At 45.6% G+C, this 12,984-nt stretch carries 12 protein-coding genes; all 12 read right to left on the minus strand.

Translation table 11 applies throughout. The features are described from left to right. Window positions 1-33: 33 nt before the first annotated feature. The 12 genes from RIE73_RS24810 to RIE73_RS24865 all read right to left on the minus strand — a co-directional run bounded on the left by RIE73_RS24810 (window position 34) and on the right by RIE73_RS24865 (window position 12,824). A complete protein-coding gene (locus tag RIE73_RS24810; RefSeq protein WP_446403719.1) occupies window positions 34-1,188 on the minus strand; it encodes a hypothetical protein in 1,155 nt (384 codons plus the stop codon). Between the two features lie 1,054 nt (window positions 1,189-2,242). After that, window positions 2,243-3,181, minus strand: a complete 939-nt coding sequence (cysK, locus tag RIE73_RS24815; protein ID WP_446403720.1) for a cysteine synthase A — start codon at window positions 3,179-3,181, stop codon at window positions 2,243-2,245. A gap of 40 nt (window positions 3,182-3,221) precedes the next feature. Continuing rightward, a complete protein-coding gene (locus RIE73_RS24820; protein WP_446388422.1) occupies window positions 3,222-3,623 on the minus strand; it encodes an HNH endonuclease in 402 nt (133 codons plus the stop codon). Beyond that, window positions 3,620-3,982 carry a hypothetical protein gene (locus RIE73_RS24825; RefSeq protein ID WP_446403721.1) on the minus strand — a complete coding sequence of 121 codons (363 nt, stop codon included), beginning with the start codon at window positions 3,980-3,982 and terminating at the stop codon, window positions 3,620-3,622. The genes RIE73_RS24820 and RIE73_RS24825 overlap by 4 nt, the downstream gene beginning before the upstream one ends. 87 nt (window positions 3,983-4,069) lie before the next feature. After that, complete coding sequence (locus tag RIE73_RS24830; protein WP_446403722.1) at window positions 4,070-6,727, minus strand: cyclic nucleotide-binding domain-containing protein; 2,658 nt, start codon at window positions 6,725-6,727, stop codon at window positions 4,070-4,072. A 73-nt stretch (window positions 6,728-6,800) separates the two neighbouring features. Beyond that, window positions 6,801-7,394, minus strand: coding sequence for a ferritin-like domain-containing protein (locus tag RIE73_RS24835; RefSeq protein ID WP_446403723.1), 594 nt, complete (start codon window positions 7,392-7,394; stop codon window positions 6,801-6,803). Window positions 7,395-7,516: 122 nt separating this feature from the next. Next, window positions 7,517-9,001: an MFS transporter gene (locus tag RIE73_RS24840; RefSeq protein ID WP_446403724.1), complete on the minus strand. Its 1,485-nt coding sequence runs from the start codon at window positions 8,999-9,001 to the stop codon at window positions 7,517-7,519. 125 nt (window positions 9,002-9,126) lie between these two features. Beyond that, complete coding sequence (locus RIE73_RS24845; RefSeq protein WP_446403725.1) at window positions 9,127-9,249, minus strand: hypothetical protein; 123 nt, start codon at window positions 9,247-9,249, stop codon at window positions 9,127-9,129. A gap of 7 nt (window positions 9,250-9,256) precedes the next feature. Next, a complete protein-coding gene (locus RIE73_RS24850; protein WP_446403726.1) occupies window positions 9,257-9,592 on the minus strand; it encodes a DUF760 domain-containing protein in 336 nt (111 codons plus the stop codon). A gap of 247 nt (window positions 9,593-9,839) precedes the next feature. Further along, complete coding sequence (locus RIE73_RS24855; protein WP_446403727.1) at window positions 9,840-10,679, minus strand: HAD-IIB family hydrolase; 840 nt, start codon at window positions 10,677-10,679, stop codon at window positions 9,840-9,842. Between the two features lie 46 nt (window positions 10,680-10,725). Further along, complete coding sequence (locus RIE73_RS24860; protein WP_446403728.1) at window positions 10,726-11,283, minus strand: response regulator; 558 nt, start codon at window positions 11,281-11,283, stop codon at window positions 10,726-10,728. A gap of 29 nt (window positions 11,284-11,312) precedes the next feature. Continuing rightward, window positions 11,313-12,824 (minus strand): diguanylate cyclase, encoded by a 1,512-nt coding sequence (locus RIE73_RS24865; RefSeq protein ID WP_446403729.1) that lies wholly within the window; start codon window positions 12,822-12,824, stop codon window positions 11,313-11,315. Window positions 12,825-12,984 lie beyond the last annotated feature (160 nt).

Below are 12,984 nucleotides of genomic sequence, written 5' to 3' on the forward strand. Positions count from 1 at the left end.
GCTACGTCTCTACATTGCTGATTCAGGCAAGCTCTATGCAACTTTAGGTCGTCTGGACATGTCCTCCGCATCGGGCGCACCCTGGAAGCGATCGCGACAGTCCCAGAAAACCTTTTTTAACCCTTGTGTATAAGGCTTCAACAAGCGTCGTTGTTCCGGTGTCACGCGATCTAGGATTTCCTCGACTAACACGTTATTCCAACGTTCAACCATTTCCCATTTCACATTTACCCCAGTCATAACCAGCACACACAAGCCGACTAATTCCTTGTCAATCGCCACCATGTTCCCTTCTAAAACACACAACCATAGATAAGCTTGGAACATCTCCAAATCTCGCAGACAAGAGTGAGTGATTCCGGAATGATCTAATCCACCGCGACGACTGCGATGATGGGGCAGTAATGTCATCAGTTTACGATAAACCGCTTGGGCAATATCTCGACTTTGAGGAAACATCTGCTCAACCAGGATAAAAGCTGGACTGGTTAGGGAATGAGACGCCGCCGCCGCACAAACTCGCTCCCAGGGAATAGCGACTTGTTCTTCGATGAACTTGAAATAGGGTAAGAGTAAAACTTGCTCACACAGGGAAAGTCGGCGACGAGTTGACTGAGTTTGAGTTAACTTGGCAAAGATTAATTCATTGCCGAAGTTTAATAGGGTGGTGAGAAAGCCCAACGTGAGCCAATTTTTCGTGGCGATGTGCTGTTCCTGAAATTCCAAAAGCACAGGTTCAAGGGTTTTGGCAAGCTCGGCAATTGGGGGTATTGCCCAAGATAACATGGAATCGCCCTGAGACTTGTCTAGCGGTAATGAGATAGATTGGATTGACCGAGTTAGGGGAGAGTAGACTTCTCCATAAATAGCACTTAACTGTTGGTAAACGAGAAACGCATAGTGAGCTAAACGCTGCGCCTCTGATAAATCCAAAATATTGGGAATGTAAGCGTAAAGCGATTGAGCTTGTAGCGACGCCATCTGACATTTAATTTGGATCAGATGATCCTCTAGTTTAGCCGCCGTTGCCATGCGACCTTCGGGAGAAGCACATTCAAATAGATTGGGCAAAAATAGGCTATTTTCCTGCGTTTCAAAGATAGTTAAATCGGGAACATAGCGATGCGCCCACAGTTGCAGCAGACGGTTAATTGAGGGATTCTGGGTAAGAAACGTTTTTTTTAGCATAATTTTTGACAGATCAATGGTTGCTGGACATGATGCAACTTCCTGACATTGCTAAAATTCGCGATCATTAACGTAGGTTGGTTGAGGGACGAAACCCAACGCTGATTGGCTACAAAACATCCAAGAAAAAATAGGATTTTTTTCCTTTACACCCTTTATGGGATAAGCTTTTGGACTTAATAATAAGAAGCTGTCCGCTATGAATCCAACCTCAATTGAGCCTTGATTGAGTGAATTGATCTCAAATAAAGGACAAGATTAGGTAACGATGGATGAATGAAAACTTTTGGAAACCGCTAAGTTAAAGCGATAACATAGTGGGGAACGTGAACACTGTACTAATGGTAACTGTTAACTCGATCAGTAACGACATTGTAGAAGGTGAGGTAAAGCCGTCCGGTGGGTTCGTAGATGAGTCGCTCTAGGGCTAAATTGCCTTACTTACCCCGATTATTTTTGCAGATTTTTAGTGTGACAGACTTTACTTAACTTCATTGTTTATAATCATATCACATCAACTATAACTTGTCTAACCCTAGAAATGGGTAAAATCATAAAGAAATTATTAAAAACAAGTAAAAACTCCAATTTTCCCCCGAAAACTAGGGTTTTTGCTCGGTTTCTGGTTGTCGAAAAGCGCTCCAGTTATCGCTGTTAGGACTTACGCAAAGGCTCTATATGTAGGGTGTGTTAGCGTAGCGTAACGCACCTTAACCAATATATATGGTGTGGCTGCGTAAGTTTTGGCTGTTTTTTAAATTCGGAAACTTAAAATATCACTTCTGTTTTAGTTTGAAATCCCCCAATCAGGTGATAGTTGCTATTGATAGGATTGAACTCAGTCAAGTTAAGATAAATGTCACGCTCCTGGTATGCTGGTGAGCAATGCCCACCCTACAGTATATCAAGGGTTTTGGCGATCTCATCCTGCAAATTTTCAGTGCCATTCAAGTTAAGATGAATGCCACTGACTTAAGCTGGGTTCGTAGTAGGCACTTTAGTGCCAGAAGCGCTTTAGCGCTTACTACAAACTCTAAAGTCAGTGACATTCAAGTTAAGATGCATGAGCAAACATTGGTGTACTCAGATACCGTTCTCCACCACTGGGTTGAATCACCACAATTAGGCGATCGCGACTTTCGGGACGACAACCGATCTGTAACCCAGCATACACCGCCGCCCCTGTAGAAATGCCACTGAGAATTCCTTCATCCTGCGCCAACTGACGCCCGATGTGATAGGCTTGATCCTCACTCACCTGCATAATTTCGTCAATCAAATTAACCCGCAACACGTCGGGAACAAACCCTGCACCAATTCCTTGGAGATTGTGGATTCCCGCAGGTTTGCCACTTAAAACCGCACTCTTTGTTGGTTCAATCGCCACAATTTGCAGTTGGGGTTTTTGTTGTTTAAGATAGCGCCCCGCCCCGGTGAGTGTTCCCCCTGTGCCAACGCCTACCACAAGATCATCAATTTGTCCAGCCGTCGCTTGCCAAATCTCTGGACCCGTGGTTTGATAATGGATTTTCGGGTTAGCCGGATTACTAAATTGTTGCGGGGAAAACGTATTTGGGAGAGTCGCGAGTAACTCATTTGCCCGGGCGATCGCGCCAGCCATATCGGCTTTAGCAGGTGTCAGCACCACTTCTGCACCGTAGGCTTTCACCAATTGCTGACGTTCACGACTCATATTTTCTGGCATAGTTAAAATTAAACGATATCCCTTAGCCGCACAAACCATGGCTAAACCAATACCCGTATTCCCCGATGTCGCCTCAATAATCGTCGAAACTCCTGGCTGAATCAATCCCGCCTCCTCCGCTTCTGCAAGCATACTAATCGCGATGCGATCTTTAATCGATTTTGCTGGATTCATCCCCTCCAGTTTTAAAACAATCGTGGCGATGCAGCCGTGACGTTGAGGAAGGCGTTGAAGTTGCACCAAGGAGGTGCTACCAATAACATCTGTAATATTCGAGTAAATTTTCATGGATGGCAGATGGGAGTACAATTTCACTTACGATAAAATCTTAGGGAAATAAACCTAAACGAATCCATAGTTGCCTTGCTGTTACTTGTGCTTGACTGTTCATCTCTAAATACGCGATCGCGACTCTTCCAATAGGTGTTTTCGCCACCAATTTTCCCGAATCGCTGTCTACTTGGAAATGATCATCCCACAAGTCTTGTCTGGGGTGAAACAGACGAACTTCCCGATTGGATTCAGGATCGAGTCCACTGATACGAGTTCCTTTACGCAGATTGCAGGAGCGACAAGCAAGAGCCAGATTGAATTCAGCATTAGCGCCGCCTCGGTAAAGGGGTATGATGTGTTCGACTTCAAACGGAAAGTTGAAAACCAGTTCAGGAGCATGACAATATTCACAGCGATGAAAGGCACGATCAGCAACTAGAGTATAGAAAGGATTCATGGGTTCAGTTGCTGTATCAAAGCGGCGGTTCGGGCTGTGGCGGCTTTCAATTCAGCCTCGACAAGACTATCTAACTCCGCTTGTTGTTCTGGAGGTAGCGTCTGTCCCTGATCGCGGGCTGTTCGCCACCGATTTATCAACTTAGATAAACGCTGTTGCTCAAATTCACTAAAAAACCAGTCAGGACGAAAGCTTTGGAGAATCAATAGAGTACCCAATTCACCCCCTTCTAGCTGGGCGGTTAATGCATCTAGCGCTTCACCTGCGGTTTTACCTGTGGATTGCTTATCACCTGCGATCGCTCGATAAAGCCTCTCACCGCTGGCATCGGATACTGGCAAGATAGCAACTGTAGTCATGTTTTTACTTGAGAGTTTCTTGCTCACCAATTATAGTTGATAGTTGGTTCGTCGTTGCGCTGTTTTTACTTAACCCAACACGGAAGTTCACCCCATCATTAATTGAAAGAAAACCACGGTAAAACCAGCCATCAGCACCACATGAGGCAAATTGTTCCAGAACGGACGTTGGGTAATTTTTAACAACGGATAGAGACTGAACACTAAAATTGAAAGCAATGTCACCCCTTGTAAAAAACTCGCCACATCCATACTCCAGGTTAAGGTCGGTAAATTCGCCCCAGAATAGCCAAAAGTACGAGCAATAACGGGCAGAATTTGACCTGCTTCCGTAATTCCTGCTGGCACATAATAGGCTAAATTTGCCGCTAACACCATGGGCAGATAGGCATAAACCACACTTAAATAATCCGGCATGTCTCGATCCAATAGACGCGCCACTTGATGGGTCAAATAGGTAGTGACAAAGGGAATCAGCAGCAATAACGTCACCACCGGAAACGCCGTCAACAAATGCTCAGAATCTAAGGGTATATTCCCCACACCCAACCAACCCAAAATCCGGTGCGAATAGTGCATAAAGACGCCGCCAAATAAGAGCAACATCAACGCTACTTCTGCCCAAAACCCTTGATGGTTCTCCAATAAATCCGCCGCCGGAAATCGCAAATTGAACTGCGCTGAACGGTTCGGACAAGCCTTAAGACAGGTCATACATAACACACAATCTCGATTATCCTGTAATTGAGCCGGATGGGAATAGAGAGGACATCCTCCCGTGGCTTGTCCTTCATTGGGTAAGGGATTACTAAAATTAACAGGTGTCGCCTCACTACCTTTGTAACAACCAAACGTACTGCATTGACTGCCACAAACTTGCTGCACTGACCGCACTTCAATCATAGAAAGTTTGGCAAACATCCCATTCATTCCACCAATGGGACAGAGATAGCGACACCAGAGACGGCGTTCATAAATGACACTACAAATTACCGCACCAGCAGCAATTGTGACTAATAACCAAGAGGACAAATAGGGCGTATGAGGTAAATCCCAGAGTTTCTCCCACAAATAAATCGCCACAAATCCGGCAAATAAAACCCAAGCCCCCCACTTATTTAACCATTTCGTAGGCCACGGTAAGAGTTGGCGCGGAAATATCCACAGGGAGACTTTTCTAATCCATTCGCCTGTAATCATAAACGGACATATTGCACACCAAAGACGACCGACAAAGGCAAATAAAAAGAGGTAGAGGGGCCACCACCACGCCCAGAAAAAATTCAAGGTGATGCTGGCATCTCGACTTTGTGGCCCGATATATCCCATCACGGTAACTGGCACAAAAATTGCCATCACGATAAACCAGAACCGTTGGGGCCACCAGTCACTTAAGAGAAATTTACGTAACCACGGGAATTGGTTGAGTAAATCGACACGAAAGGCATTTTTCTTTGATTCTACAGACCAGAGAACTTGTTCCGGAATCACCGATTGTCCGGCGGGTGTCATGAAGACAGCACGTTGCAGAATTCCTTCGAGTTCAGAAATGTTCCCCGGATAGTCATAACTGATTAAACGGCGAAAATTGGCTTGATCCAGTTGTAATATTTCCTGCCGTTGGCGACAGAATTTCTGGAGGAAATAGCGAGAAAATTCGGGAATGTCTCCTTTGCGTTGGGGGAGGCTAAAGAGTTTGATGGAATGGATGTCTACCCCAGACAGGGTAATTTTTTGGGGACTGGCGAGGATCAGGCGCACCCAGGATTGGACAAGGGGTGGCGGTGAGGATTCCTCATGTTCGGGGTTGGGATTAGGGGTAAAGCTGCCTGTTTTGATCAAGTGAGTTAAGCGATCGCGTGCTTGGGGAGTTAAGAGATGGATGTTATCAATCAGTAAACTTCCCCGTTCCAGGAGTTCAATCACCCCCAATTGTTCTCCCTGTCTGCCAAATAAGGCATCAGTATTCACCGCACCCGCTTCCGTCTTGGGTAACTCAGCGCAGTCAATTTCGGCAAACTGACGGTTTTGCAGGGCTGATCCGGCATGAATTAACCCAGCCAGAAAGGTTTTCCCACTCCCGGCTGGGGCTTGAAAAATGACAGGTTTTAGGTCATCCTGGGCGTGTTGAATCTGCGATCGCAGTTTTTTGGTGGCTTTACTCGTACCGATGATCTCTTCTCCCCTGGGTACGGGCTGAATATAGGGCTGTAGCCCCTGAATTCTCGCCTGTTCCTTTGCCATTCGCATCGCAAAGTTGGCTAAGTCTTGCGCCAATAGGGTATTAATTGCCCCTTGAAAGTCTGGATAGGTGCGACAGAGGGTACGAAACTCGGCTTGTCCGAGGAACCAAATTTCACTCTTCGTCAGGGCGACGGCGCTGGCGCGATAGCTGGCGGTGTCTTGGTTTTCTACTAATGGCACATAGCCAAAGGTTTCTCCCGCATTGCGATAAGTAATATGGGTTCTCCCCACCAGAGAATGGCGATAAATCTCCACAGTTCCCCATTTGAGTAGATACAAACCCGCTGGCTTTAACCCTTGGCGATAGATTTCGCCATCCGGTTCTACTGTCAAGGGTTGAAAGGCTTGCGCCATGGCTTGAATGGCGGCGTCGCTAAGTTCTCCCCAAACTCGGTGAAAACTTAACCAGTTGCAGCATTCCTGAATTGCCTGATCATCTAGAGTTGTTCCGACATCATCGGTAGGTTGGAGAGGGAGTTGTTTAATCGGGCTGGCTGACATAAATTCGCCCCGGAAAACCTTAAATACGTCTTAATTATCGATTAATGACAAAGGACAAAAGACCAATGACCCGTTACAATCGACTGTAACAGCGCTCAAACGCAGGTAAATGGCGATTAGCAGAAGCATCACGCAATTGGGAGAAAGCGGCGGAGATATCGGGTTCTTGGACAAAGGATAAAAAGCGATCGTACATTTTTAGATTCTCGATTTCGCCGTCTATGCTGATTTTACAGGCGGCTTTCAGGCTATCGGGTGCCTCAATCGTTCCGGTAAACGTATCTGCTGGTACTGGCACTCCATATTTAATCAACAGGGTTTCCAACCGTTGAGCGTGTCTGGCTTCGGCGTGAACAATATTACTAAATGGTCGCACACTACCGAACTTATTGATAACCGCTTCGTAGAAGGCGCGGGCTTTATATTCATCTTCGATGACTTCAATCAACGCGGCTTGGGTGTCGTGGTTGAGTTGATTCACAACATTACTGGGTTGTTGTGATGCAGATTCAGCCAAGGCGCTGCTGCATGTCAGCACCATTGTCCCCAAAACCACGCTAGGTAATCGACATCCTCTGCGTCGTCGCCCATGGTTATCCGTCTCTAGGGTTGTCTGGCGATGCCGACGATGCTTGTGTTGCCGTTGGTGATGGTGAAGGTTATTCATGGAGGTTTCTCTATCTATCTATATCTCTATTGTTGCCTGATCCAGGAATCAACAAGGCATCAGCGTAAATTTTCTTCTAATTATTTTATATCACTATAAAGTTATTTAACAATCTTAGCGTTTCATCCGTAGTCTTCCCCATCTTCCCCATCTCCCTCATCTTCCCCATCTCCCTCATCTCCCCCATCTCTTAACGTTTCCGTATTCCGGCGTTCGATGAGTTGCAGCAGGATTTCGCCATGGAAGGAACGACTAATCGGATAGAAGTACGCCCAAGCTAAACCTCCCATGAGGACAATAGCAGGAATCGGACCAATCAGCAGACGAATCGTCCACAACGCGGATTCTGGTTGAGTCACGGGTAACTGTTCGGATGTAGTGGAGATGAACCCTGACATATCTAAGGCTTTACCCACGAGGAATAGTGTGATCGCGACGGCAATTTTGTGTATTTGTACAACTAATCCGTAGAAAATACCCTCCCGTCGTTGTCCGGTGTTAAGTTCATCGAAATCAACAACATCGGGAAGCATTGACCAGGGTACAATATAAGCCGTAGACAAACCCAGTCCCACAAATACCGCCAGAACATACATTAATTCCACTTGATTGGGTTGTAAGAAACATAGTCCCAGCAACGCGCATAAGCTGAACGGGATACCCATGCCATAGATAGCCCGTTTACCCACACGTTTGGCGATCGCACTCCAGACAAATGTCATGCTTAGGGCTGTTCCTTGAACAGTGAGCGCGGTTTGGGTAAAGTGATGATCAGGTAATCCCATCCAATGGGTTACAAAAAAGGGAAGAATTGCCGCCGTTGTTTGCAGACTTAACCACGAACACAAATAAATCCCGATTACACAAATAAACGGGAAGTTACTAAACGCAATCCGAAACTGTTGGGTGATGGGTAAAACGGATACCTGAGTCACCGATTCCCGTTGGGCTTCAATTTGCTTATACCGCTTATAGGTTCCCCAAACACACAGGAAAACGGCTAAGGTAGCGACAACTGCACAAATTGTTCCCAGAATTCGATACTCTTGAGACGGATTATCAACGTAGGCAAAAATAATCTGGGCTAAACCCAGGGAGAAAATACTGGCACCAATGCTAAACGACGCTTTAAAGCTAATTAAATCAATCCGTTCATCATAGCCTTGAGTCAATTCAGCCGCTAACGCATTATGGGTGAGAACAACTGAGGTATAAGCCGCATAAAAGAGAATCCCAATTCCGCCATAATAGGCAAACAGTAGCCATTGATTCGAGGTGGGCGGAACAAACCACTGTAAGCTAAAGCCAATCCCCAAGGGAATCGCCCCGATCAGCATCCAGGGGTAACGCCGCCCTAAGGGGGAACGAGTGCGATCGCTCAAATACCCGATCATCGGATCGTTAATCGCATCCCAAACCTTGCCAATCAGCAAAACACTCCCCGCCAAGGTGGGATTTAACCCCGCCACATTGGTGAGGAAAAACAGTAAGAAAAAAACTAAGATATTACCCGGAATCTCTCCTCCCAGTTCTCCAACTCCATACGCGACTTTGGTTGGCAGATTCAATTTTCCAGGGGGAGTTTTCTGGGGAAGTGGATTAGCCATCAGGGAAGCTTATAACTCATTTTGAGTGATCATCCCACTTCTGATGGCAGATGACAAGTTTGTCCTTTGTCCTTCGTCCTTTGTACTAGAGATCCCCGACTTCTTGGAGAAGTCGGGGATCTGGCTTAGATATACTGTACTTCATCAATCACTAAATAAGCTGTAAGCGTCTGACTGGGGAGAGAAATCTTATCGTTTCCTTTGCCTTTTGCCGTTTGACTTCCCTCACCACAACGCTTATTCAGCAAGCCCTAATTAATTATCATGCATTTCAGCTACTTCGTGCAGCGACTTTTCAAATTCCATGCGTTGTTGAGCATTGCGGAGAAAGTAACCGCTCATCATTGCAGAAACTAATAACCGACTCAGATTTTCGCGGTTGGTCGTAACAGTGACATTAAAATGTTCGTGAGGAAGTGCGCCTAACATTCCGATTAGGTTACGTTCCATCACCTGAACCACTTCCGGATCGGGTTTGGAGAGTTGAGCAACGGTTTCTGGATGCAGAGACTGGACATATTGCCAGAGTAAGTTACCGCCTTCGCCTTCGTTGTCGAAGAATTCTGGAACTCGATTGGACAGATTGTTCATGGTAATAATCGAAATTGGGTAGTGTCGTTTGTTTTCCTATCTCTTATCTCTTACTTTAATCAATCTCTTAGTCGTCGCCTAGTGAGTGCAACCGAACACCTGTGACGGATTTTACGACGTGTTAGCCAATAGGCTCAAATCAGCCCAGCTTTGATAATCTAAATCTAATAAGACAACTTCCAATACGGCTGGGAGTCGTTAAGCTCTGATTTAAATTTTTCTCCCTTAGCTCCCCAGACGTAGCATGCTACGTCTCTACATGCTCCCCCAGCTTTCCCAAGACAATCCCCCTCACCACTTCCGCCCAACCCTGAGAACCGGGTGCGGGTGCGACTTGCCATCCTTTACCGGATAAGCCGGGATGAATCCCTTTATTTCCAGGAACAATTACCGGACTATCCACCGCTTCCAGCATCTCCAAGTCATTGGGACTATTGCCTAAACCCAAGGTGGTAATTTTGGCATTGGGTTGAGCAGATTGGTAGGAGTCTACTAACCACTGTACCGCTTTTCCTTTACCTGCTCCAGCACCAATCAAATGACAGAAGCGATCGCCAACAACTATCCGGTATCCTAAGTCTTGTACTATTTCGTTAAGGCGTTCTGGCGTTACTTTCTTAGGCGTCACAAAGGGTTCGGTAAACTCCCGCGCCTTGGCTTGTTTGGCTTCATCCCAGGACAATCCTGTCAAGTGACAAATCTCGGCTTCACTCATATCCCCAAATCCCCGCAAGGGTTCATTGAGGGCGGTGGCTATTTTCTCTAATCCAAGTCTGGCTTCAGCATAAGTACAACCTAAGCGATGCAGATGATAACCCCCCCATTGGTTACTTTTGGGTAAGGTTAAGGGGTGATAATCCAGGGGAACAAAGATACCGCTACCATTTTCTACAATAAACGGATCATTGATTTGTAGGGATTGGCGTAACGTTTCAACTTCTAGGCGTGTTTTACTGGTAACTGGAATAACCGGAATCTGATTATCCTTTAAGGTATTGAGAACTGGAATCGCATTCTGATAACTGTAAGTCTCAGAATCTAGAATTGTGCCATCTAAGTCGGTGAAAATGATTAAAAAGCTTGTCATTTGTCATTCGTCAGACCCAATTCGGGTTAGCTACCCCGATTATAACCTAGTCCGCGTAGGCGGACTTTGTTTGTTTAGCTGCGATTTCAATCGCCCTAGGACTTTTGGTACGGTTGGCGGCTTCAGCTTGCTCAACGGCTTGGTGCAAAGCGGCTTCAGTTTGCTGGCGAATCTGAATTTCTTGAATTAGCTGTGAATTTTGCACAACGAGTTGTTGAGAAAGTCTCTGGAGGCGCAATTGATTCTCGACTCGCGCCACAACTTCTGGGGCTTGAAAGGGTTTGGTAATGTAGTCCACACCGCCAACGGCAAAGGCTTTTAGTTTATCAGCCGTTTCATTTAAGGCACTTAAAAATATGATGGGAATTGAACCAGTGGTGGTGTCTTGTTTAAGAATCGAGCAGACTGTATAGCCATCCATCTGTGGCATTTTAATGTCGAGGAGAATTAAGTCCGGTGGATGAGAACGAACCGTTTCTAATGCCACCTTTCCACTAATAGCTTTTCTAACTTTATAACCCTCTAATTTAAGAATTGCCGCCAAGGATCGCAGGTTATCTATATTGTCATCTACGATTAAAAGACTCGTTTGCTTGTTTACCATAACCACCCTCTGCTCTCGTCGGTTTAATTTTAAATAGTGCAGTATAAATTTGCAGGAATTGAGTATTCCGCTACCGTCTGATTTCTGCCTCCTGCTTTAGCTCGATACAGTGCCTGATCTGCCTGATTAATTAACGCTTCCAGGTTCACTAAAGGATTAGGAATTAGGCTAGATACGCCTAAACTTAAGGTGACATATTTACTGCTCTCTGAACCCCCATGGGGAATCTTGAGAGTTTCCACGCCTTGGCGGATAGTTTCGGCAACATGAATCGCGCCTTTGGCATCAGTATTGGGTAAAATTACGGCAAATTCTTCACCGCCATAGCGGGCGACTAAATCGGCGGGACGTTTGACTGATAGGCGGATTTTCATGGCTACGTTTCGCAGACAATCATCGCCGGCTTGATGTCCATAAGTATCGTTATAGCGTTTAAAAAAATCAATATCTCCTAAAATTAAGGAAAGGGGGAGTTGCTCTCGAAATAGTCGTTGCCATTCTCGATGAATGTATTGGTCAAATTTGCGGCGATTGGCGATTCCAGTTAAGCCATCTATAGTCACTAAATATTTGAGTTTCTGATTGGCTTCAAATAAAGCCGTTTCGACTTTAATCCGCTGGATCAATGTGCCTAACTGAGCCGCGATAAGCTGGATAAAGTCGATTAATCTCGGTTCGGATTCACTCCTGGCTTGTTTGAAAAAGACTAAAATGGCTAAGACGCGATCGCGAAACAGAATCGGTACGCCGACACCCGTGTTCAGGTCAAGATTTAACCCCCCTTCAGCACACAGACAACAGCCAGCCGATTCTGCCGAAATCTCAGTGATCCATTCCGGCTTTTTCGATACCCACACTCGCCCCGGTAGTCCAATATTCGGCGCAAACGTAGTAGTTTGTCGATGATATCTAAATAAGTTAAAGGTGGGATCACGACTATACCATCCCCGACTACAATCCAGGAAAGTTTCTTTAGGATTAGGAATCCACGCTTCAGCAAAATCCCAATTGATAGTTTGACAAATTTTCGTTAATGTGATGGTTAGGGCAGACTGAAAATCATCGGTTTGGCTAATCCGGTGAGTCAGGGTTAATAAAAGCTGTAATTGGGCATTTTGATCTTGAAGTTGCTTCTTTTGGGCGAGAAGTTCTTGGCGTTGATGGGCGATCATCAGGTTATTTTTAACGCGGATTAATACCTCTTGCGCCTGAAAGGGTTTTACAATATAATCTGATCCACCGACGTTAAAGGCTTTTACTTTATCGGCTACGTCATCTAAGGCACTCAAAAAGATAACGGGAATCCTTTGAGTAGCGGCGTTGGTTTTTAGAGTTGAGCAAACAGTATAACCATCCATTTGCGGCATTTTGATGTCGAGGAGAATTAAGTCTGGCGGGTGGGAACGAATGGTTTCTAACGCCATTTTGCCACTAATGGCTTTTCTGACTTTATACCCAGCACTGCTGAGAATAGCAGCCAGCGATCGCAGATTATCAGGATGGTCATCTACAATTAAGATATTCGCTTTAACATCTAACATCGCTGCCCTCCTCTGTCATAAGTAATAACTCTATTATAGAGCCAGGTTTAGGGACAATTGTAGAGCCAGGTTTAGGGACAATTGTAGAGCCAGGTTTAGGGACAATTGTAGAGCCAGGTTTAGGGACAATTGTAGAGCCAGGTTTAGGGACAATTGTAGA

Source organism: Coleofasciculus sp. C1-SOL-03, from assembly GCF_040220555.1.
Taxonomy (GTDB): domain Bacteria; phylum Cyanobacteriota; class Cyanobacteriia; order Cyanobacteriales; family Coleofasciculaceae; genus Coleofasciculus.